This is a genomic window from Butyricicoccus sp. Marseille-Q5471 (genome assembly GCF_951230135.1).
Classification (GTDB): domain Bacteria; phylum Bacillota; class Clostridia; order Oscillospirales; family Butyricicoccaceae; genus Agathobaculum.
The window spans coordinates 283572-305089 of record NZ_CATNVC010000003.1; the positions used below are offsets into that span (position 1 = coordinate 283572).

The 21518-nt window shown below is 54.3% G+C and carries 21 protein-coding genes; 16 read left to right on the forward strand and 5 right to left on the reverse strand.

Annotated features, from left to right (window positions below; all coding sequences use genetic code 11):
- The first annotated feature begins 53 nt into the window (after window positions 1-53).
- From dnaA to QOX26_RS05950, 9 genes are all read left to right on the forward strand, one after another.
- The gene (dnaA, locus tag QOX26_RS05910) at window positions 54-1337 is read left to right on the forward strand and encodes a chromosomal replication initiator protein DnaA (protein WP_283674039.1); all 1284 of its coding nucleotides are present in this window, start codon (window positions 54-56) and stop codon (window positions 1335-1337) included.
- A 333-nt stretch (window positions 1338-1670) separates the two neighbouring features.
- Window positions 1671-2780 (forward strand): DNA polymerase III subunit beta, encoded by a 1110-nt coding sequence (dnaN, locus tag QOX26_RS05915; protein WP_283674040.1) that lies wholly within the window; start codon window positions 1671-1673, stop codon window positions 2778-2780.
- On the forward strand, window positions 2773-2991 hold the full coding sequence (locus QOX26_RS05920) for an RNA-binding S4 domain-containing protein (RefSeq protein ID WP_283674041.1): 219 nt from the start codon (window positions 2773-2775) through the stop codon (window positions 2989-2991). Before dnaN ends, QOX26_RS05920 begins: the two co-directional genes overlap by 8 nt.
- Window positions 2992-3012: 21 nt before the next feature.
- Window positions 3013-4113, forward strand: a complete 1101-nt coding sequence (gene recF, locus QOX26_RS05925) for a DNA replication/repair protein RecF (protein WP_283674042.1) — start codon at window positions 3013-3015, stop codon at window positions 4111-4113.
- A gap of 143 nt (window positions 4114-4256) precedes the next feature.
- Window positions 4257-4532: an extracellular matrix regulator RemB gene (gene remB, locus QOX26_RS05930; RefSeq protein ID WP_283674043.1), complete on the forward strand. Its 276-nt coding sequence runs from the start codon at window positions 4257-4259 to the stop codon at window positions 4530-4532.
- A 28-nt stretch (window positions 4533-4560) separates the two neighbouring features.
- Entirely contained in the window at window positions 4561-6495 is a 1935-nt protein-coding gene (gene gyrB, locus QOX26_RS05935; protein ID WP_283674044.1) for a DNA topoisomerase (ATP-hydrolyzing) subunit B, read from the forward strand.
- 47 nt (window positions 6496-6542) lie between these two features.
- Window positions 6543-9095: a DNA gyrase subunit A gene (gene gyrA / locus QOX26_RS05940; protein ID WP_283674045.1), complete on the forward strand. Its 2553-nt coding sequence runs from the start codon at window positions 6543-6545 to the stop codon at window positions 9093-9095.
- A 296-nt stretch (window positions 9096-9391) separates the two neighbouring features.
- Entirely contained in the window at window positions 9392-9829 is a 438-nt protein-coding gene (gene rnhA / locus QOX26_RS05945) for a ribonuclease HI (protein ID WP_283674046.1), read from the forward strand.
- Between the two features lie 13 nt (window positions 9830-9842).
- Window positions 9843-10475: a hypothetical protein gene (locus QOX26_RS05950; RefSeq protein WP_283674047.1), complete on the forward strand. Its 633-nt coding sequence runs from the start codon at window positions 9843-9845 to the stop codon at window positions 10473-10475.
- Between the two features lie 51 nt (window positions 10476-10526).
- On the opposite strand, the gene QOX26_RS05955 is transcribed toward QOX26_RS05950, so the two are convergent.
- The 3 genes from QOX26_RS05955 to QOX26_RS05965 form a co-directional block, all read right to left on the reverse strand.
- Entirely contained in the window at window positions 10527-10715 is a 189-nt protein-coding gene (locus tag QOX26_RS05955) for a ferredoxin (RefSeq protein WP_283674048.1), read from the reverse strand.
- A 62-nt stretch (window positions 10716-10777) separates the two neighbouring features.
- On the reverse strand, window positions 10778-11686 hold the full coding sequence (locus QOX26_RS05960; RefSeq protein ID WP_283674049.1) for an asparaginase: 909 nt from the start codon (window positions 11684-11686) through the stop codon (window positions 10778-10780).
- 253 nt (window positions 11687-11939) lie between these two features.
- Window positions 11940-13097, reverse strand: a complete 1158-nt coding sequence (locus QOX26_RS05965) for an iron-containing alcohol dehydrogenase (RefSeq protein ID WP_283674050.1) — start codon at window positions 13095-13097, stop codon at window positions 11940-11942.
- Window positions 13098-13646: 549 nt separating this feature from the next.
- On the opposite strand from QOX26_RS05965, the gene QOX26_RS05970 reads away from it, so the two are divergent.
- Entirely contained in the window at window positions 13647-13829 is a 183-nt protein-coding gene (locus QOX26_RS05970) for a hypothetical protein (protein ID WP_283674051.1), read from the forward strand.
- Window positions 13830-14277: 448 nt separating this feature from the next.
- On the opposite strand, the gene QOX26_RS05975 is transcribed toward QOX26_RS05970, so the two are convergent.
- Window positions 14278-14979: a ClpP family protease gene (locus tag QOX26_RS05975; protein WP_283674052.1), complete on the reverse strand. Its 702-nt coding sequence runs from the start codon at window positions 14977-14979 to the stop codon at window positions 14278-14280.
- A gap of 339 nt (window positions 14980-15318) precedes the next feature.
- On the opposite strand from QOX26_RS05975, the gene QOX26_RS05980 reads away from it, so the two are divergent.
- The 6 genes from QOX26_RS05980 to prfA all read left to right on the forward strand — a co-directional run bounded on the left by QOX26_RS05980 (window position 15319) and on the right by prfA (window position 21008).
- On the forward strand, window positions 15319-15837 hold the full coding sequence (locus QOX26_RS05980; RefSeq protein WP_283674053.1) for a peptidylprolyl isomerase: 519 nt from the start codon (window positions 15319-15321) through the stop codon (window positions 15835-15837).
- A gap of 20 nt (window positions 15838-15857) precedes the next feature.
- Window positions 15858-16595, forward strand: a complete 738-nt coding sequence (locus tag QOX26_RS05985) for a hypothetical protein (RefSeq protein ID WP_283674054.1) — start codon at window positions 15858-15860, stop codon at window positions 16593-16595.
- 233 nt (window positions 16596-16828) lie between these two features.
- Complete coding sequence (abc-f, locus tag QOX26_RS05990) at window positions 16829-18757, forward strand: ribosomal protection-like ABC-F family protein (RefSeq protein ID WP_283674055.1); 1929 nt, start codon at window positions 16829-16831, stop codon at window positions 18755-18757.
- Window positions 18754-19503, forward strand: coding sequence for a YdcF family protein (locus QOX26_RS05995; RefSeq protein WP_283674056.1), 750 nt, complete (start codon window positions 18754-18756; stop codon window positions 19501-19503). The genes abc-f and QOX26_RS05995 overlap by 4 nt, the downstream gene beginning before the upstream one ends.
- A 17-nt stretch (window positions 19504-19520) precedes the next feature.
- Window positions 19521-19919: a hypothetical protein gene (locus QOX26_RS06000; protein WP_283674057.1), complete on the forward strand. Its 399-nt coding sequence runs from the start codon at window positions 19521-19523 to the stop codon at window positions 19917-19919.
- 24 nt (window positions 19920-19943) lie between these two features.
- Complete coding sequence (gene prfA, locus QOX26_RS06005; RefSeq protein WP_283674058.1) at window positions 19944-21008, forward strand: peptide chain release factor 1; 1065 nt, start codon at window positions 19944-19946, stop codon at window positions 21006-21008.
- Here prfA and QOX26_RS06010 read toward each other — a convergent pair whose 3' ends face one another.
- Window positions 21009-21461: an HIRAN domain-containing protein gene (locus QOX26_RS06010; RefSeq protein ID WP_283674059.1), complete on the reverse strand. Its 453-nt coding sequence runs from the start codon at window positions 21459-21461 to the stop codon at window positions 21009-21011.
- Between the last annotated feature and the right edge of the window lie 57 nt (window positions 21462-21518).

The following is a 21518-nucleotide window of genomic DNA, read 5'->3' on the forward strand; positions in this document are numbered from 1 at the left end:
TGGATAACTTGTGCTATTATTTATAATGTATAAAAATAGACAGGAGGCTCTTCATGGCCAATAACATATTGGATATGGCGCTCGAGCTGCTCCAGCGTGATTTTCCGCCTTCCAGCCTTTCGGCTTGGTTTGACGACGTGACGGTTGTTTCCTTTTCGGACAACCGTTTGATTTTGCACTCTCCGGTGCAGTTCAAAAAAGAATTCATTGACCAAAAGTTCATCGAACCGCTGCAGCAGGCGATGAACGAGCTGACCGGCGATCCGGTCACCGTTGTGGTCGTCACAGGCGAATATTCCGCGCCGACCTCGGCATCCTCTTCTCCGTATGACGATTACACGTTTGAGCGTTTTATCGTCGGCTCTTCCAACAAATTTGCGCACGCGGCTGCGCTCGCCGTTGCCAAAACCCCGGCCGAAATTTACAACCCCTTGTTCATTTACGGTCAATCCGGTCTGGGAAAAACCCACCTTATGTACGCAATTGCGAACGCCATTCGCAAAACGCATTCGGAATACCGCATCATTTATGTCAAGGGCGAGGATTTTACCAACGAGCTGGTCACCGCCATTCAGGAAGGCAATGTGCAGAATTTCCGTATCAAATACCGCATGGCCGACCTGCTGCTGATTGACGATATTCAGTTTATCGCGGGCAAAGAGCGTACGCAGGAGGAGTTTTTCCATACCTTCAACGCGCTTTACGAGTCCCACCGTCAGATTGTGCTGACCTCTGACCGGCCGCCGAAGGAAATCAACACCCTTGAGGACCGCATGAAAACCCGTTTTGAATGGGGTCTGCTTGCCGATATTCAGCCGCCGGACTTTGAAACCCGCGTCGCTATCATCCGCGCCAAGGCTGAAAAGATGGGTGTTGAACTGCCGAGCGACGTTTCCACCTATATCGCGCAGTATATTCAGGCAAACATCCGTCAGCTTGAGGGCGCGGTCAAGAAAATCAAGGCCATGCACGAGCTGGTCGATGAATCCGTCGACGTGGATTTGGCGCAGCGCGCGATTGACGCGGTCAAAACCGAAAACCCGGGTCTGAACCCAACACCCGAGCGCATCATGGAGGCCGTTGCCAACTACTTCTATATTCCGGTCGAGCAGATGATTTCGCAAAACCGCTCGAAGGACGTTGCATACCCCCGGCAAATGGCTATGTATATGATTCGGCAGGAGCTTGAATACTCCTTCCCCGACATCGCGAAGATTTTCAAGCGTGACCATACCACCGTCATGCACGCCTGCAACAAGATCGAAGAAGAGCGCAAGCACTCGGGCGAGACCGAAGAAGTCATCAAAAAGCTGCATAATAACATCCGCGGCGAATAACTGGAAATTCTACTGGAAATGCATTTTGCAAAAATGAAAGTTCTATCCTGCAATCCTTCATTTTGAGGAAAACAGAGCCTTAAATTCTATCCCCATCCCCCTGTGAATTTCTCCCCAGTTCCTTGTGGATTGCACAGGTCTTTCCCTGTGGATAAATTTTTCACCCAATTTCGCTGTGTATCGACAAAAAACTTTCCACATCCCGCTGTGAATGACATTTCCCGCGCCATACCTGACTGTCCGCAGGTTTTCCCCAGTTTGCACAGCCTCTACTACTACGATAAAAACCATTCTATATTATCCTTACCAATTCCGAGAAGAGAGGAACTTCCGATGAAATTCTCCTGTGAAAAAGAAACGCTGTTATCTTTGATCGGTACCGCTTCCCGTGCCGTCACCGGCAAAAGCGCTATGCCGCTGCTCGAAGGTCTGCTTGTAGAAGCGGAAAACAAGCTGACCCTTACAGGCTATGACCTGTCTATGGGTATCCGCACCACAGGTGCTGCCGAAGTGGTGCAGCAAGGACGCGTTGTACTGAACGCCCGCCTGTTTTACGATATCGTCCGCAAGCTGCCGAGCGATGTTGTCTATATTGAAACCGATGACAAGCTGCTGACCACCATTAAGTGCGGCCGCGCTGTTTTCAATCTGATTGCCACCGAAGCCGACGAATTTCCCGCTTTGGCTGAGGTTGACTGCGAAACCGAAATCAATCTGCCGCAGGCAATGCTCAAAAGCATGATTGCGCAGACCATTTTCTCGGTTTCCGACAATGAATCCAAGCCGATTCACACCGGCTGTCTGTTTGAGCTGGAAAACAAGTGCCTGAGCGTCGTCGCGGTAGACGGTTATCGTCTTTCGGTGCGCCGTGAAACGGTGGAAGGCATTTCCGGGGACATGAAATTCGTCGTGCCCGGCTCCTCGCTGCGCGAAATTGAGCGTATTTTAAGCGATGACGCCGACGCAATCGTCGAAATCTATCCCGATAAAAAGAACATTCTGTTCCGCATCGGCAATACAACGCTCATTACCCGCCTGATTGACGGCGAATTTCTCAACTACCGTGCCGCCATTCCCGCAGAATTTGAGCATGAAATCAAGGTCAGCCGCTCAGAGCTGGTTACCTGCATCGAGCGTGTGTCGCTGATTGTGTCCGAGAAGCTGAAAAATCCGGTTCGTTTCCACTTTGACGGCTCTTATGCACAGCTTTCGTGCATCACCGCTGTCGGCAAGAGCTACGACGAATGTCCCTTCGAGGGCGAAGTGGAGGAGCTTGAAATCGGTTTCAACAACCGTTATCTGCTTGACGCCCTGCGTGCTTCGGGTGAGGAAACCGTGCGGCTGTCGCTTAAGGGCGCGCTCAATCCTGTTGTCATCACACCCATTGAAGGCGATAAATACACCTATTTGGTGCTGCCGGTGAGGTTAAAGGCAAATGACTGATATTTCTGTAAAAGGCGAGTTTATTAAGCTTGACGCGTTCTTAAAGTTCGCAAATATCGTGTGTTCGGGCGGCGAGGCTAAAATCCTCATCGCCGACGGTCAGGTGTTCGTCAACGGCGAGCCGTGCACCATGCGCGGCAAAAAGCTGCATGACGGCGATCAGGTCGTGACCGCCGGCGGCGAAACCTTTGTTGTCCGCACCGGAAATTAAACGCGGTTTATTGGAGAAAAAATGCACATCAATACGCTCGAACTGCATAATTTTCGCAATTATGAGCAGGAATCCTTCGTTTTTGACCCGTCGGTGAACCTCATCTGCGGCGAAAACGGACAAGGTAAAACCAACCTGCTTGAAGCGGTTGCAGCCTGTTCAACCATGCAGCTGTTTCGCACGGCGCAAAAAAAAGAGGGTTTGCGGTTTGGAACCGATTCCTCCCGTATTTTAGCGGAATTTAACGCGCAAAACCGTGATTTTCAACTGGAGCTGCGGTTGTTTCGTACGAAATCCATGGAAATTTTTAAAAACGGCGTGCGCCAGAAGCGGCAGAGCGACGCGGCGGGTGTGCTAAAAACTGTGCTGTTCTGTCCGGACGATTTGCTGCTCATCCGGCAGGGCGCAAGCGCGAGACGACGGTTTTTGGACACCGCTTTGTGCCAGCTGCGGCCGAATTACGCCCGATTTTTGGAGGAATACAGCCGCACGCACGAGCATAAGACCCGTATTCTGCGCGATGCGGAGCAAAAACCTGCCTTATTGGATCTTTGGGAGGATTTTTCGCTGCGCATGGCAAAGCTCGGCGCGCAGATCATCCGCTACCGCGCGTATTACATCAAAAAGCTGCTGGCTGCCGCAGCACTCGTGCAAAGCGACATCGCGCCGCACGAAGCACTGACCGGCGCGTACAAAACCGTGTCCACGGTGACCGATCCGTTTGCTCCCGCCGCTCAGATTGAGCAGGAGCTTATTTCCCATGTTTTTTCGCACAAAACTGCTGAAATTGCGGGAAAATCCTGTCTTTCAGGGCCGCATAAGGACGATTTGCTGCTCGACCTGAACGGCCGCAGTGCCGCCGCCTTCGGCTCGCAGGGACAGGTACGCACGTGCACGCTGTCCTTAAAGCTTGCCGAGCGCGAGCTGTTTTTCGACGAGGACGGCGAATATCCCGTGTTGCTGCTGGATGATGTGCTGTCCGAGCTTGACCGCCGCCGGCAGGACTTCGTTTTGAACCGCATCGGGGACGGACAGGTGCTCATTACCTGCTGTGAGGACGAAGCCGCAGAAAAATTGCACGCGGGTGGTATATTTCCCATACAAAACGGAAAAAAATATTAATTTTATCCACAGATACATACACAAACTGTGGAAAAAGTGGTATAATATATTTTAGCGATGCTGAAGCGCAAAGGGGGTACCCGATAGTACCCCTTCTCTATTGTGTCCACCTCGTGCGCACAGCAACATCGGGCATAAGCAGGATGGGAGGAACCGATTTGTATCTCCATCTGGGACAGGACTATATTGTGCCCATGCGGCAGGTCGTGTGCGTGTTTGATATGGACACCGCAACCGCATCCCGCCGCACGCGCCGGCTCATCGAGCGGATGCAGGAAGAGGGCCGCATCATTGAGCTGTACGACGATTTGCCCCGCGCCGCAGTGCTCTGCGTCAGCGAACTGGGTGAATATCTTTATTTGACCCAGCTGTCGAGCAAGGTGCTCCAACGGCGCGCGGAAAAAGCGCTGGGTATGTAATGGCATTCCATGAAAGGAATTTTTGAGTATGAGTGAAGAAATCAAAGACGAAATGCTCGACCTAAAGGTCACAGAGACGTACGACGAAAGCCAGATTCAGGTTTTGGAAGGTCTGGAGGCCGTCCGAAAACGTCCGGGCATGTACATCGGCTCGACCTCGGCGCAGGGTCTGCACCATTTGGTGTATGAAATCGTCGATAACTCGATCGACGAGGCGCTCGCGGGCTACTGCACGCATATTGAGGTCACCATCGAAAAGGGCAACATCATCCGCGTGCAGGATAACGGCCGCGGTATTCCCTGCGGCATTCATCCGCAGATGGGAATCCCGACGCTCGAGGTTGTTTTGACCGTGCTGCATGCCGGCGGCAAGTTCGGCGGCGACGGCTACAAGGTTTCCGGTGGTCTGCATGGCGTAGGCTCGTCGGTTGTAAACGCCCTGTCCGACTGGATGGAGGCTGAGGTGCGCGACGGCAGCGAAAAGCACACCATGCGCTTTGAGCGCGGCGTAACCGCAAAGAAAATGGAAAATGTACCGTGCGAGAGCGAAACCGGCACGACCATTCGCTTCCATGCCGATCCGGAAATTTTCGAGACCACTGAATTTGAGTTTGATATTCTGGAAAAGCGTCTGCGCGATCAGGCGTTTTTGAATGCCGGCATCAAAATCACGCTGCGGGACGAGCGCGACGACGAGGTTAACGAGGAAATCATGCACTACGAGGGCGGCATCCGCCAGTTTGTGCAGCATTTGAACCGCGCCAAAACCCCGCTGCATGATGAAGTGATTTACATGGAGGGCAGCCGCGAAACCTCGATGGCCGAGGTTGCCATGCAGTATACCGACGGCTATTCCGAGTCGCTCGTGTCGTTTGCCAACAACATCAACACCACCGAGGGTGGCACGCACGAAACCGGCTTTAAATCGGCGCTGACCCGCGTGATTAACGATTACGGCCGCAAATTCGGCCTGATCAAGGAAGGCGAAGCCTTTAAGGGCGAGGACGCGCGCGAAGGCCTGACCGCGATTATCTCGGTCAAGCTGCAGGAAGCGCAGTTCGAGGGACAGACCAAGACCAAACTCGGCAACAGCGAAATGCGTACGCTCGTCGAAACCATGGTCGGCGACAAGCTGATGACCTTCTTTGAGGAAAATCCCGCCGTTGCTCGCACCATCATCGAAAAGGCGCAGGCCGCGTCCCGTGCCCGCATGGCGGCGCAGAAGGCGCGCGAGATGACCCGCCGCAAGTCGGCGCTCGACTCGGCTGCACTGCCCGGCAAGCTGGCCGACTGTCAGGAAAAAGACCCGACCTATACCGAAATTTACATCGTCGAGGGTGATTCCGCAGGCGGCTCGGCCAAGGAAGGCCGCGACCGTAAATATCAGGCCATCCTGCCGCTTTGGGGCAAGATGCTGAACGTCGAAAAGGCAAGACTTGACCGTGTGTACGGCAACGAAAAGCTCGTCCCGATGATTACCGCCTTCGGCGCGGGCTTCGGCGACGATTTCGACACGACCAAGCTCCGCTACGGAAAAATCATCCTGATGGCCGATGCCGACGTCGACGGCAGCCATATCCGCACCCTGCTTTTGACGTTTTTCTTCCGCTTTATGCGTCCGCTGATTGAAAAGGGACACGTTTATATCGCGCAGCCGCCGCTTTACAAGAACGAAAAGGGCAAGGATGTGCGCTATGTGTATACCGAAGAGCAGCAGCGCGCGTGCCTTGCGGAAATGGGCGATAATGTCCGCATCCAGCGCTATAAAGGCCTGGGCGAGATGGACCCCCACCAGCTGTGGGAGACCACGATGGACCCGACCCGCCGCACCTTGCTGCAAATCACGATGGAGGACGCTGTCGCTGCGGACGAAACCTTCTCTCTGCTGATGGGCGAAAAGGTAGAGCCGCGCCGCGAATTCATCGAGCGCAACGCAAAGAACGTTATCAATCTCGACATCTAAGCCAATTCCGGCTTTGAAACGCGCCAACAATCCTTTGGAGGCATAGAATGAGTCAAGAATACGAACAGCAAAAAATTGTCCCGGTCGACCTTGACCGGGAAATGAGAAAGAGCTACATCGATTACGCGATGAGCGTTATCGTCGGCCGCGCGCTGCCCGATGTGCGCGACGGCCTCAAGCCCGTGCACCGCCGCATCCTCTACGCCATGTATGAGGACGGCCTGACCTCGGACAAACCCTACCGCAAATCCGCGACCACGGTCGGTAACGTGCTCGGCCGTTACCATCCGCACGGCGACGCATCGGTTTACGACGCGCTCGTCCGTATGGCGCAGCGCTTTTCGCTGCGCTATCCGCTGATTGATGGTCACGGCAACTTCGGTTCGATCGACGGCGACCCCCCGGCAGCTTATCGTTACACCGAGGCCCGTATGTCCAAGATTTCGAACTCCCTGCTTGCCGATATCAAGAAGGACACGGTTGATTTCGTGCCCAACTTTGACGACGACCGCAAGGAGCCGTCCGTCCTGCCCTCCCGCTTTCCGACGCTGCTGGTCAACGGCTCGTCGGGTATCGCGGTCGGCATGGCGACCAATATTCCGCCTCACAACCTGACCGAGGTCATCGACGGCGTTTGCTATGTCATCGACCATCCGGAGGCCGAGCTGGACGAAATCTGCCAGTTCATCAAGGGGCCTGACTTCCCGACCGGCGGCATTGTGATGGGTCGTTCGGGAATCCGCGCCGCTTATGCAACCGGCCGCGGCAAGATCAAGGTGCGCGCCCGCTGCGAAATCGAGGAATTGGCCAACGGCCGCAGCCAGATTATCATTACCGAAATTCCGTATATGGTCAACAAAGCGCGTCTTGTCGAGTCAATGGCGAACCTCGTCAAGGACAAACGCGTTGAGGGCATCACGAATATTCAGGATCATTCCTCGCGTGAAGGCATGCGCATCGTGATTGACGTGCGCCGTGACGCAAACGCGCAGGTCATTTTGAACCAGCTTTATAAATTCAGCCAGCTGGAAGACACCTGCTCGATGATTCATCTGGCACTCGTGCCGATTTCGGCCGCCGCGCCGGAAAAGGTGCAGCCGCGTTTTCTCTCGCTGCGCCAGATTATTGACCAGTATATCGCCTTCCAGAAGGATGTTATCGCCCGCCGCACGCGGTTTGACCTGAAAAAGGCACAGGATCGCGCGCACATTCTGCAGGGTCTTAAGGTTGCGACCGATAACATCGACCGCATCATTGCTATCATCCGCGCCTCTAAAAACGAGGCGGAAGCCAAGGAAAACCTGATGGCTGAGCCGTTCTGGGTTGACCAGGTTGCGCTTTTGGGCATTGTGGACGGTTCGGATCACTTCGAATTCCACATGGATGAGCCGCAGGCGCAGGCAATTGTCGACATGCGTCTGGGTCGTCTGTCCGGCCTCGAGCAGCAGAAGATTGACGATGAATATCAGGAGCTTGAAGGCAGAATTAACGAGTTTATGCGTATTTTGTCGTCGGACGAGAACATTCTTGAGGTTGTTAAGGCGGAAATGCAGGAAATCAAGGCCAAATACGGCGATGAGCGCCGCACCGAGATTGCCAGCGTTGCCGATGAAATTGATATTGAGGATCTCATCGAGGAGCAGGACTGCGCGTACACGCTGACGCATTTCGGCTATATCAAGCGTCAGCCGACCTCGGTTTACCGCTCGCAGCGCCGTGGCGGCCGCGGTGTGTCCGCAATGTCCACTCGCGAGGAGGATTTTGCAAAGGACATCTTCACCGGCTCGACGCACGATACGATTCTGTTCTTCTCCGACCGCGGCAAGGTCTACAAGCTCAAGGGCTACCAGATTCCCGAGACGGGACGCACCGCCAAGGGCATGAACATCGTAAACCTGCTTGAGCTTGATCCCGATGAAAAAATCACCGCAATGTTCCCGATTAAGGAATTTGCGGGCGATAAATACCTGTTCTTTGTCACGAAGAAGGGCATCGCCAAGCGTATTGTGCTCAGCGATCTGCAAAATATCCGCAGAGCCGGCCTGCGTGCGCTCAACCTCAATGAGGATGACGCACTCGTCGACGTGCGCCTGACCGACGGCAGCCAGAATATTCTCATTGCGACCCATAACGGCCGCGCGATTTGCTTCGACGAAAACGAAGTCCGCGCGATGGGACGCGTCGCCACCGGCGTGCGCGGCATCCGTCTGGCCGAGGGTGACTATGTCATCGGCGCGGGGCGGGCACGTCCGGGCGCACAGGTGCTGACCGTGACCGAAAACGGCTATGGCAAGCGCACCGGTGTGGAGGAATACACCGTGCATCACCGCGGCGGCGGCGGCATTATGCTGCACAATCTGACCGAAAAGACAGGGCCTGTGGCCGGTCTGTCGATTGTGGACACCGACAACGATGTGATGATCATTACGGACGACGGCGTTATTATTCGTACGCCGGTTGAGGAAATCCGTACCTGCGGCCGCGGCTCGCAGGGTGTTATCGTGATGCGTACGGGAGAGGACGTTAAGGTCATTTCCATCGCGCGCACCGATAGAGAAGAAGAAGATACCACCGACTTATCGGAAGAAGAGAGTGAATGAGGAAAAGCGGGCGTTTAGACGCCCGCTTTTTCTCTTCCAGGGGACTTCATAAGTCCCCTAGATACGAAAATCGGTTCCCGAGGAAACCGACTTTCGATACCCGAATGACGCCGCCCAAGGCGGCTGGGTCGGGGTCAAAAAGGCAGGCGCATGTCCTGCCTTTTTGGGACTGACGGCGATGCCGCCAGTCCTTTTGAATGCGCGCTGCGGCGCGGGGGATTCTAAGAAGTTTATTTGCGGTTTTATTTTTGGAAATCTTGTGATACAATAGGGGAAACGCTTTTTTGGGAGATACTATGAAGAATGTAACCATCTATACCGACGGCGCGTGCTCCGGCAACCCTGGACCGGGCGGCTGGGGCGCGGTGCTCAAGTACGGCAAGTTTGAAAAAGAAATGTCCGGCTTTGAGCCGAACACCACCAACAACCGCATGGAGCTGCTCGGCGTCATTACCGCCCTCGAAACGCTCACCGAGCGCTGTCAGGTCGATTTGTATTCCGATTCGAAATACGTCATTGACGGCATTGTCAAGGGATGGGCTAAGGGCTGGCGTGCGAAAAATTGGATTAAGTCGGATAAAAAACCTGCTAAGAACCCGGAATTGTGGGGAAGATTGCTCGATTTGCTCGATCAGCACGATGTGACCTTTCACTGGGTCAAGGGTCATGCCGATAATCCGTACAACAACCGCTGCGATGAGCTCGCCGTCGCCGAATACCAAAAAAACCGCTGAGAGGAGGCCGTTCATGCGTCGTATCACGCTGATCGCCTATTATGTGTTGACCGTGGCGGCAATCGTGTACCGCCTTTCGTTTGACTGCACCGCTTATAATATGCTGCTCGCGGTGGCCGGACTTGCGCTGCCGGCTGTCCCGTTTGTGCTGTATAAGGTCGCGCATTTGAAGCCTGTGCCGCTGCTGGAGCTGGTATTCAACGGCTTTGTGTTTGCGGCGGTTTCGTTCGCAAGTTTGTTCGGTGCATATGATTTTATTCCGCTTTGGGACAAAATCCTGCACTTTTTATCCGGTTTTCTCTTTGCCGCACTGGGCACAATCGTCTATTTCTATCACAAGCCAGATCGCCGTCTCGATCGGCGGGACGCGTTCAATGCCGCAGCGTATACGTGGATGTTTTCCATGACCAGCGCGGTGCTGTGGGAGATTTGGGAGTATGGCGTGTCCCTGTTTGGCGCAGATCCGCAGCAGGTTGCGCTGACCGGCGTGAGCGACACCATGCAGGACATGATTGTCTGCACCGTCGGCGGGCTGATTACGGCGATTTCCTGCTGGAAATACCTGAAACACCTTGGCAAAAACCGGCGCAAGGGCCTGATGATGAGCCTGTTTGAGAAGTTTTACGAAGCAAATATCAAGAAATAATAAAAAACCCCGAAACAAACCGTTCGGGGTTTTTTATTTTTGCGAAGTGTGTTAACCTTCTGCGTGGATGACCGATACCGGACAAGCGTCTGCGGCTTCCTTGGCTTCTGCCTGATTGGCAGCGGTAGGCTGCTCATACACCTCGGCAAGACCGTCCTCCGCAATGCGGAAAACGCTCGGGCAGGTGCCTTCACACAGGCCGCACGAAATACAGCCGCCGCGATCAATGGTAATCTGCATATTAAAACACTCCTTTCCAAGCAAAGTATGCACGGAAAGGAGCGAGTTTATAACAGAAAATTTTACAGTTCTCCGCACATGATTGCCGCAAGCGCATCCTCCGTTGTGCGGTGGCCGAGCGAAATCGCACCCATGGCCTCGGCACGGCGGCCGACCTCATATTTGTGCAGATTGGTTTCGCCCTCGATGCACTGGGAGGTCAAATACACCTTGGTGCCGCTCATAATCAGCTTTTGCACGACCTTTTCCAGCCTCGTCGGGATACCGCCCGAGCCAAAGCCTTCGATAATGACCTTGGGATAGCGGCTTAAAAAATCGAAAATGGAGGGGTCAAGATCGGGCACCAGCTTCATCAGCACGATTTTGGGATCGACCTGATCGACAAACCGCGGTTCGCCGCCGAGCAGCGGCACGATATTCAGCCGTACATTGCCCTCGTCATCCACCGTGCCGGCAAGCGGCGCGCCGATGGATTGGAACGCGTCCATATCGGTGGTGTGCACCTTGACCACGTGGTTGCCGCGGATGACCTTGCCGTGCAGCACAGCGGCGACGCCCACATAACCCGCGGACGCGACGCGGAACGCATCGAGCAAATTGCGCTCGGCATCCGAATCTTCAACGCCCATCGGCAGCTGAGAGCCGGTTAAAATGACGGGTTTGTTGAGGTTTTTGAGCACGTGATACAGAAATGCGGCTGTGTAGGATAGCGTATCCGTGCCGTGCGCGACGACAAAACCGTCATACCGGTCGTAATTCTGCCAAACGGTGGTCGCAATTTTCATCCGATCTTCAGCGGTCATATCGGTTGAGTCGATCGACAGCGGATTTTCCACCACGACCCGGCAAATGTTGCGGATTTCGGGCAAAAATTCGAGCAGCTCCTCGCCGGTCAGCGAGGGTGCAAGGCCGCGTCCCTGCTGACGGCAGGCAATTGTGCCGCCGGTGGCGATCATCAAAATGTGTTTCATGCGAAAAATAACCTTCTTTTGTTTGATAACAGATTACTGTTTCTATTTTTTCTGGAATGGCGCCATCATAAAGAAAATAATCAGGAGAATATACACCATATAAAGCACATAGGTGGTTTCCTGACTCCAGGGAAAGCCTGCCTGCGGGTTCATCAACGCAAACCCTATAAATAAAATTGCAATGACAATCATGATCCACGATATAATTTTAGAAATATGTTGATTCACTCATTGTCACCTCAGAATAAGTGCATTATTTATAGCTTTCCTGTAAAATTTCAATCACATCATCGCGGGTCAGCTCGCGCGGATCGACGCGGAACAGACCGCCCATCGTGTCGCGCGCATTGTCGGCATATTTGCCCAGATCGTTGCCGTCTACGCCGTAATCGGACATTTTAAGGCTCGCTACATCGCAGCGCTTTTGCAGGGTGTGCAGCGCTTCGACGAAGTGCTCAGGTGCAGATGCGTCGGCAAAGCCGAGTGCACGCGCCATTGCGACCATGCGGTCGCCCGAGGAGGCGTAAAAACGCTTCCAGTAGGCCTGTGAAATCATGATAAGCCCCGCGCCGTGGGGCAGATTCGGGTGGAATGCGGACAGCGCGTGCTCGATGGCGTGTTCGCTCGTGCACGAAGAGAGCGTCTCAACGAAGCCGGCGAGCGTGTTGGCCAGTGCAACGCTTGCACGTGCATCCTTGTCGCCGCCATCCTGCACAGCGGTCGGCAGAGCCTGTCCAATCAGCTCAATGGCGCGCAGGCTGAACATTTCGCTCATCGGACTGGAAATGTTGGCCAGCATGCCTTCACAAGCATGAAACAGTGCGTCAAAGCCCTGATATGCAGTCAAATGAGGCGGAACGGTCATCATAAAGTCGGGATCGACAATAGAAATCGCGGGAAACGTCTTGTCGCCGCCGCCGCCGATTTTCTCCTCGCCGTTGGAAATAACGGTCCAGGGATCGGCCTCGGTGCCCGTGCCCGCAGTTGTGGTGACGGCAACAAGCGGCAGACCGTCATTCTTGATGCGCTGTCCCTTGCCCGAGCCGCCGTGGATGTAATCCCACCAGTCGCCGTCGTTGGTCGCCATGATGGAGACCGCCTTGGCGGTATCAATCGACGAGCCGCCGCCCAGACCGACCACGAAGGAGCATCCCTCGCTCCGGCAGAGCGCGGCGCATTCACGAACGCTTTCAATGGTCGGATTCGGTTGCACCTTATTGTAAACGATGGTTTTGTGCCCACCCTCAGCGAGCGCATCAGACACCTTGCCGACATAGCCCAGACGGGTGGTCGAGGTGCCGCCGGTGATAATCAGACCCTTGCCTGCGGGCAGCTTTGCGCGCGCCAGCTTTTTGACCGCGCCCTGGCCGAAAAAGATGCGGGTAGGCATATAAAAACTAAAAATATCCATAATAAAACCTCCTTAAAAAAAAGAGGGGCATACAAACCCCAACGTATTTATTATATCAAATTCAAAGCGTCATGCAAAGAGGTAAAACGCTGAAAAGAGGTGGAAATACTCGTTTATTTTCACCATAAAAAGACATCGAAATACACTTGACGTTGTGCAATATCAATGATATTATAAGGGCACAGAAAGAAGAAGGGCAAACACCAAATGCCAAAGCAGGGGCTTTGGAGCGGGGCGACACCCCAATCATTCTGTAAGACGAAATGAGCTGGCAAAGCAGAAAGGAAGTGAGTCCAATGGTATTAGAAGAAGCGTCCTACCAGTTCGCGGGACTCGCTGCGACGCTGTAACCGAAAGAAACGATTCAGGTGATAGCTATTAAAAAACGCGAGTTCCAAGTAACAACCTCGAACCGCCTGCAAAGCATGATCGGCCTCCGGTAAGTGGGGACGAAACCTCTGGGGAAGCTATCCTCGATTAGACCAATCCTCGTCCAGAGCACAAGACAGAGAATCGCGGATCAAAGCGGCAGGAAAGCAAGGTTCACGCATGAAAGAACCCGAAGCGCGTCTGCGGAATATGAAATCAAAACACCTGCACCAGACCAAAAATAGTGTTCACCCAGTGGCCGATGGGCATACTGATGAGTATGGTGAAGCAAAAGCGAATCAGAGACGGGCAATGAGATGGTATCAAAGGCTCCTGAAAATGATTCGGGTTGATGTACGGTAATGACTCGCAAGAAAGAGACGCTGCTCAGCAAAATTTCACATAGAGTTCCCGAATGTAAGAAGGTAATCGAAATCAAGAACAACGAACCGCAGTCGGGCGACTCCCGTGAACGATAGGATGCATACAAATCGGAAAAAATTGAATACAAAGAATCAATGTTTCCCAAGGAAAGGAAAACTGCATGGTTCAAAATTAAAGGGTCCTGTCTGGTGACGGGGCCCTTGTTTTGTGCTTCGATTGAAAGCATGCTTTCAATCGAGTATTCCGACTCCGAACCGCGCCTTTCAGGCACAATTCTACGTCGGTTTGTATAAAAACCGAGGCAGAGCCCCGGTTTTTATGAAATTGCGGGTTCGCAATCTATTTTATGATATGCTGTGACGCAGGCAAAAAGTCAGGCGCAAGTCCTGACTTTTTGATATTTACGTCGCGTTAGGACTATTGTAGGTTACTTTTGCGGTTCGGGCGGCTCTTTTGGTTTTTCCCCCATCATTTGATACAGTGCGTCGAGGGCGTCGCTCAGCGTGCCGACCTCGTCAATCAGGCCGGTTTCTACCGCGGTTTCCCCGGAAATAACCGTGCCCACGTCGGCCGTCAGCTGTCCGGTTTCGCGCATCAGCTCGAGCAGACGGTCAGACTTGATTTTTGAGTGCGAGGTGATGAAGTCAACAATCCGCTCCTGAATTTTTGCGAGATACTCAAACGCCTGCGGCACGGCGATAATCGTGCCGTTCATGCGCACCGGATGGATGGTCATCGCCGCCGAGGCCGCTATAAAGCTCTTTTTCGCCGCCACTGCGAGCGGCACACCGATGGAATGGCCGCCGCCTAGTACAAGCGAAACGGTCGGCTTGCGCATGCCCGCGATAAGCTCCGCGATTGCAAGACCCGCTTCCACATCACCGCCCACAGTGTTGAGCAAAATCAGCAGGCCGTCAATTTCGTCCGACTGCTCTACCGCCGTAATCTGCGGAATCAAATGCTCGTACTTGGTGGTTTTATTCTGTGAGGGCAGTTCCATATGCCCTTCAATCTGCCCGATGATTGTGATACAGTGAACCGTTCCGTGCTTGGTTCTTGCCGTTATCGAACCGGTCTGCGCAATGCTGTTTTCTTCCGGTGCTTCAATTTTTTCTGTTTCGTCTGCCATTGCTGCTGCTCCCTTCCTGCAGGATACCCTGCAAACAAAGTGTGCCGCCTGTGGAAAGGGTTTATACAAAAGCTGACAGAAAATTACTGGGAATATTACAAATCGTAAACAGAGAATTCCCTCATTTCATCGTCTTCGGCAGGGGAATACAAGGAGTTATCCACTTTGTCCACATAGTTATCCCCAGTTATCCACCGACCGGCTGTGAATAACTGGGTGAAAAATGTGAAAGAACCAAGGGAGATGTTTGCATTATGGAAACATGACTTGCTCAATTCAATTATATTTGCTACAATAATCATAAGTATACGCAAAATTTGAATTTGGAGTGATAATGTAATGAGCAATCCTATCGTTACGATTGAAATGGAACAGGGCGGTATTATCCGCGCCGAATTATATCCCGAAATTGCCCCGAACACCGTGCGCAATTTTATTTCGCTGATCAACAAGGGTTTTTATGACAATACGATTTTCCACCGTGTTATCCCGGGCTTCATGATTCAGGGCGGCGACCCCGAAGGCACCGGACGCGGCGGCCCGGATTACACCATCCGCGGTGAATTCACCCAGAACGGCTTCCAGAACGATCTGATTCACAGCCGCGGCGTGCTGTCCATGGCGCGCACTGCCGATCCCAACTCTGCCGGCAGCCAGTTTTTCCTCATGACCACCGATTCCCCGCATCTGGACGGCCAGTATGCTTCCTTCGGCATGGTGATTGAAGGCATGGACGTGGCCGATGGCATCGTCAACACGCCCCGCGACTGGCACGACCGTCCCCGCCAGGAGCAGCGCATGAAGCGCGTTACCGTTGACACCCAGGGTGTGACCTACGAGGAGCCTGAGACCCTGTAAGACAGAAAGAGGGTAGGTATATGTATTATACCAACAAGGATACGTTTGTACTTTCGGCGTCCGGCTGTATGGGGACAGACCGGGATAGTCTGGAATCCATCCTTGCCGGTAACGAAGAGGGCGCGAAGGGCTGTTGTCTGTCCGTTGATATGACGGCGGACGGCATTGCCGTGCTTTCGGCCGATGGCTACAGCAATGCGGCTGACGGCACGCGCATGAACATCAGCGATTACAGCTATGCGGAACTGCATCAGGCCTGTCCCCAGCTGGTGCCGGCCGGACAAGCCATTGAGCTTGCAAAGACCTGCCGCGCCAAAATTGCGATTACCGTGCGCAATCAGACACTGCTGCCGCAGCTTCGGATGACGCTGCGCCATGCCGAATGCCTGGATGAGACGATTTTTGTCGGGTTGGGACTGGTCGAGGCCGCGCGTCTTGCCGTTGCAAACCCGGAGCTGCATATCATGGGCGAGCTGCCCGCCGTGCCGGACAACATCGAAGCGCTCGTACGTGCCGCGCAGACGACCGGTCTGTTCGGCCTGCGCGCCGTCGTGACGGATTGGACGCCGGCCTTGCTGCGTGCCTGCCGCCGCGCCGGTCTGTTTACGATGAGCTTGCAGACCGAGCATATGGATGCGCTGACTTATCTGATTCGCGGCGGGGTAAACTTTATCGAGACTGCCCGTCCCGATTTGACGGCGATGCTGCTGCCTGAGGGCGCGGCTGAGCCGCAGCAGATTCCGCTGATGCCGTACTAAAAATTCGATTGCAACCACGCTTGCAATCGAGTATTCCGACTCCGAACCGCGCCTTACAGGCACAATTCTCCGTCGGTTTGTGTCAAAAACCACGCGCATGTCGTGCTTTTTGACGGAAATAGCAGATTTCTGCTATTTCCTGTTTTATGCCGCTGCGCTTCTGCGCCGCGGCGCAGGGGGGAGCATGCGGCTCTCCCCTGTTTTTAAGTAATTCCGAAAGGAGCCAAGTTGTTTTGGCCGATATTTCCGTACAGAATTTAACCAAATATTACGGTGACCGCCTGATTTTACAGGACATTTCGTTCGATATTCAGCCGGGTGAAAAGGTGGCTGTGCTCGGCGCGAACGGCGCGGGCAAGACCACCCTGCTCAACATTCTCACCGGCCGCCTGCCCCATGACGGCGGCACCGTTTCAATCGGTCAGGGCAAAAGCGCGGGCATCATTGATCAGATGCCTGATTTTCCTGCGCACGCAACGGTCGAGGATGTGCTGCGTCTGGCCTTCCGCGAGTCGGATGAAATCATTGCCGCGCTTGAGGCGCTGACCGCCGAAATGGCGCATCGGCCGGATGATACCTCGCTGCTTAAGCGCTATGCCGCGCTGGAAGCGCGATTGGACGCGCTCGGCGGCTATAACCGCGATTTTGAGATTGATCAGGTGTGCAACGGTTTGGAAATCCCGCAGAAAATGCGTCAGCAGCCGTTTGAGCTGCTCTCGGGCGGCGAAAAAACCCGGATCAACCTTGCCCGCATCATTTTGGAAAAGACCGATATTTTGCTGCTCGACGAGCCGACCAACCACCTCGATATGGACGCGGTTGGCTGGCTGGGCGAGTATTTGGAGCGTTATCGCGGCACCGTGCTCACCATTTCGCACGACCGCTGGTTTTTGGATCAATGCTGCGATAGAATCATCGAAATTCACGACTGCACCTGCGATTTTTATGCCGGAAACTACTCTTTTTACGCGGTCGAGCGCGAGCGTCGGCGTGAGGAGCAGCAAAAGCACCATGAGCACGAGGTGGCCGAGAAAAAGCGTTTGGAGGATGTTGCCCGAAAGATGCATGAGCACGGAACCGAGCATCTGGCGAAGCGTGCGGCGTCCATCGAAAAGCGTATTTCGCGCATGAGGGTGACCGACCGTCCCAAGACCGACAAGTCGATGAGCGTGCGCTTCGGCGACCCGAATTATGAAACCGAAGAGGTGCTGAAGGTTCGTGAAATTACAAAAACCTTTGGTGATAGGACGGTTTTAGATGATGTGAGTTTCAATATCCGAAATCGTGAAAAGGTGGCGATTCTGGGTGCGAACGGCGCGGGAAAGACCACATTGCTTAAAATCCTGCTCGGTGAGCAGGAGCCGGACCACGGCGTCATCCGCAAGGGCGTGGGTCTCAAGCCCGCCTATCTGCCGCAGCAGGTGCACTTTCCAAATGAGCACCGCAACCTGATTGACACGCTGATTTACGACAAAAATGTCACCATGCAGGTGGCGAGAAACCGTCTCGGCGCGTTCCAGTTCACGGGCGAAACGCAGATGAAGACCGTGAGCATGCTCAGCGGCGGCGAAAAAAGCCGTCTGCGCTTGTGCGAGCTGATGTACGATCCGCTCAACCTGCTGATTTTGGACGAACCGACCAACCATCTTGATCTCGCATCCCGCGAATGGATTGAGTCGGCGGTCGAATCGTTTGACGGCACGTTGCTGTTCGTGTCACATGACCGCTATTTTGTGGAGCGGTTTGCGACCCGCGTTTTGTATCTGGATAACGGTGTTTTGACTGATTTCATCGGTTCATACAGCGAATTTCTTGCATGGAGAGAAAAGGGCGGCGCTCTGCCCGCGCCGGAGTCCGCTCCTGCGCCGCGCAAAAAGGAGCGCGCCGTGCCGACGCTCGACGATGTGCCCAAGCCTGCAGAGCGTCCCAAACGCACGGGCGGCACGAAAAATCTGCAAAAACAGCTGTCCTCGCTCGAGCGTGAAATTGCGCAGTTGGAGCAGCAGTCTGCCGATTTGGAGCAGCAAATGATTGTATCGTCGTCCGATTCAGGCAAATTGCTTGAACTGATGAGTGAAAAAGAGGCCAGCGACGAAAAACTGACCGCTAAAATGGAAGAATGGGAAGCTGTCGCTGCCGAGTTGGAGGCGATGCAGACGTGAAAAAGTATTGTTTTTGGTCTGTTTTAGCTGTTATTTGCGCAATTATCGGTGTCGTGCAGCTTCCGTGGGACCCCAGCCGATTCGGCGGCGTATTTTTTCTGGCACTGGCTGTCGGCTGTGCCGGCGAGTGGCTGATGCTACGAAATCAGCAAAAGCATAAGGCGTTTCACGCACTTTCTATCCTTGGAAAGGTGCTATTTTCGTTGTTTTTGGTTTCTTTTATTGCAATTCAGGGCATTATCATCGGTGGGATGCAGTCGGATAGCCAAGCGAGCGACGCGGATTTCGTGCTGGTGCTCGGCGCGCGGGTTTATGGAAATGGCCGCCCATCCGCGGCGCTCTCGGCGCGGCTCGACACCGCGCTCGATTATTTGGCCGCACACCCAAACGCTAAAGCCATTTTGTGCGGCGGTCAGGGCAGCAACGAGCCTGTTCCGGAAGCTGAGGCAATGTTTGACTATATGGTAGAAAACGGTGCGGATCGTGACCGTTTACTAAAGGAATCGGCCTCAAACAACACAATTCAGAACATTACAAACGCTCGTGAATTTGTTGGCACGGGCGACCGCACCGCTGTCATTACGAGCGATTTTCACCTTGCCCGTGCGCGCGTGCTCATGCGCCGCGGCGGACTTGACCCTTATGGCATTCCCGCCCCCACGCCCTATCCCGCGCAGCGGATTTCCGTGCATTGCCGCGAGTATTGCTCGATTTTGGGGCTGATGCTGACGGGGCGTTGGTGGTAAAAAAGGAGGAAACAGCAATGCAGACCATGCCGGCTGAGGCCGAAGCAAGGGTGCTTGCCCTGCTGAGCATGCTCAGCGAAAACAAGCTGACCGACGAGCAGGCCGCGCGGCTGTACAACGACCTGTCCGCGCGTTTGGTGCGCATTCCGGCGCAGTATCAGGTCGCGTTTGCGATGCAGATCATCGAGGAAAGCGGCCATGCGCTGTCGATTGAGGCCGCGGAGCGCATCGCCGTGCTTGTGATTTACTGCGTCTGCTATCCGGCAGAGGACGGAAAAGCAGGCTATGAAACGGTCACGTTGGCCGCAATTGAGCAGTATCGGGCGGTTTTTCGTCCTTTTTTTGACCATCGGGATGCAGCTCTCGAGGAGCTGCTCACCGCACTTTCTGCGGCGGGACAGCCGCCAAAGCTATAATTCCGCCAAAATCGAGGTGAAATCATGTTTGAAAAAGTAAAATCGCTCTCCGCGCGGCTGGATGAGCTGGAAATGCGTCTTTCCGAGCCGAATTTGTACGATGATCCGACCCGCGCGGCCAAGCTTTTGAAGGAGCGCAATGATTTAGAGCCAATCGTCACGACCTACCGCGCGTGGGCGCAGGCAGGCCGCACGATTGAGGATGCGACCGAAATGCTGTCCGACCCCGACCTGCGCGAGCTTGCGCAGGACGAGCTGCAGCAGGCCAAAAACGACCTTGCGCGGCTGGAAGATGAGCTGAAAATTCTGTTATTACCCAAAGACCCGAACGACGACAAAAACATTTTTGTCGAAATTCGCGGCGGTGCGGGCGGCGAGGAATCGGCGCTGTTTGCAAACTCGCTGTACCGTATGTACTCAATGTACGCCGCACGGCGCGGCTGGGAAACCGAGGTTATGAGCGCAAATGAGACCGAGCTCGGCGGCTTTAAGGAAATTGTGTTCCGCGTTGCGGGCGAAAAAGTTTACTCTCGGCTCAAATTTGAGTCGGGCGTGCACCGCGTGCAGCGTGTGCCGGAAACCGAATCGCAGGGGCGTGTGCACACTTCTACCGTAACCGTTGCTGTACTTCCAGAAGCGGAAGAGGTGGATTTTTACCTAAATCCCGCAGATTTACGCATTGATACCTTCCGTTCAAGCGGCGCGGGCGGACAACATATCAACAAGACCTCATCCGCAATCCGCATCACACACATCCCGACGAACACGGTCGTTGAGTGTCAGGACGAGCGCAGTCAGCACAAGAACAAGGACAAGGCAATGCGCGTGCTTCGTTCGCGCCTGTACGAGGCCGAGGTTGAAAAGCAGAACGCCGCCATCGCGGCCGATCGCCGCAGCCAGGTTGGCACAGGCGATCGCTCCGAGCGCATTCGCACCTATAATTTCCCGGAAAATCGTGTTAGTGAACACCGCATTAAGCTGACGTTGTACAAGCTTGATCAGTTCATGAACGGCGACCTCGACGAGGTGCTCGACGCGCTGATTACAGCCGATACGGCGGAAAAGCTCAAGGCGCAGGGCGAGCAGTAATCACCGCAGCGCGGGTGAAAAATCGGCTTCGTCCCAGCTGCCCCGCGCGGCAAGCTGCCGGTTCAGCTCGGCGTCCAAATGCGCGAGATCACGGTCGGTTTCAACGCGGCAAATGACCTTGGTGAACGTGGTAAACAGCACGCGGATGTAAAACCGGTCGGGAACCTGCGCGTAAACGCGTCCGGCGCTCAGCGTGCCGCCGGCCTTGGTCTGCGGAGCGTTTGCAAGGTAGCCAACCGTGCCCAAAACGGGCAGAAAAGCGCGAATTGCGTCGCTGTCATAGGGATTGCCCGGCTCTTTGCGGCAGCGAATCAGCTGGCCGATTTGAAACGGGTCGAGACCGTAATAATGCTTAAAACCGGTCACGGTGACAAAGGTTTGCGCGTCAAATCCCGATTCATAACGAACGGTTTTGGTGATTTCCTTTGTGATGGTGATGTAATGCTCCGACATATCGTGCACGCCCCTTCTGATAGGATGCATTCATTTTATCAGAGCGGGTGTCCGTTA

Coding starts and splice junctions, on each gene's coding strand:
- dnaA (WP_283674039.1), top strand. CDS start 54: ATGGCCAATAACATATTGGATATGGCGCTCGAGCTGCTCCAGCGTGAT.
- dnaN (WP_283674040.1), top strand. CDS start 1,671: ATGAAATTCTCCTGTGAAAAAGAAACGCTGTTATCTTTGATCGGTACC.
- QOX26_RS05920 (WP_283674041.1), top strand. CDS start 2,773: ATGACTGATATTTCTGTAAAAGGCGAGTTTATTAAGCTTGACGCGTTC.
- recF (WP_283674042.1), top strand. CDS start 3,013: ATGCACATCAATACGCTCGAACTGCATAATTTTCGCAATTATGAGCAG.
- remB (WP_283674043.1), top strand. CDS start 4,257: ATGGGAGGAACCGATTTGTATCTCCATCTGGGACAGGACTATATTGTG.
- gyrB (WP_283674044.1), top strand. CDS start 4,561: ATGAGTGAAGAAATCAAAGACGAAATGCTCGACCTAAAGGTCACAGAG.
- gyrA (WP_283674045.1), top strand. CDS start 6,543: ATGAGTCAAGAATACGAACAGCAAAAAATTGTCCCGGTCGACCTTGAC.
- rnhA (WP_283674046.1), top strand. CDS start 9,392: ATGAAGAATGTAACCATCTATACCGACGGCGCGTGCTCCGGCAACCCT.
- QOX26_RS05950 (WP_283674047.1), top strand. CDS start 9,843: ATGCGTCGTATCACGCTGATCGCCTATTATGTGTTGACCGTGGCGGCA.
- QOX26_RS05955 (WP_283674048.1), bottom strand. CDS start 10,715: ATGCAGATTACCATTGATCGCGGCGGCTGTATTTCGTGCGGCCTGTGT.
- QOX26_RS05960 (WP_283674049.1), bottom strand. CDS start 11,686: ATGAAACACATTTTGATGATCGCCACCGGCGGCACAATTGCCTGCCGT.
- QOX26_RS05965 (WP_283674050.1), bottom strand. CDS start 13,097: ATGGATATTTTTAGTTTTTATATGCCTACCCGCATCTTTTTCGGCCAG.
- QOX26_RS05970 (WP_283674051.1), top strand. CDS start 13,647: ATGAAAGAACCCGAAGCGCGTCTGCGGAATATGAAATCAAAACACCTG.
- QOX26_RS05975 (WP_283674052.1), bottom strand. CDS start 14,979: ATGGCAGACGAAACAGAAAAAATTGAAGCACCGGAAGAAAACAGCATT.
- QOX26_RS05980 (WP_283674053.1), top strand. CDS start 15,319: ATGAGCAATCCTATCGTTACGATTGAAATGGAACAGGGCGGTATTATC.
- QOX26_RS05985 (WP_283674054.1), top strand. CDS start 15,858: ATGTATTATACCAACAAGGATACGTTTGTACTTTCGGCGTCCGGCTGT.
- QOX26_RS06000 (WP_283674057.1), top strand. CDS start 19,521: ATGCAGACCATGCCGGCTGAGGCCGAAGCAAGGGTGCTTGCCCTGCTG.
- prfA (WP_283674058.1), top strand. CDS start 19,944: ATGTTTGAAAAAGTAAAATCGCTCTCCGCGCGGCTGGATGAGCTGGAA.
- QOX26_RS06010 (WP_283674059.1), bottom strand. CDS start 21,461: ATGTCGGAGCATTACATCACCATCACAAAGGAAATCACCAAAACCGTT.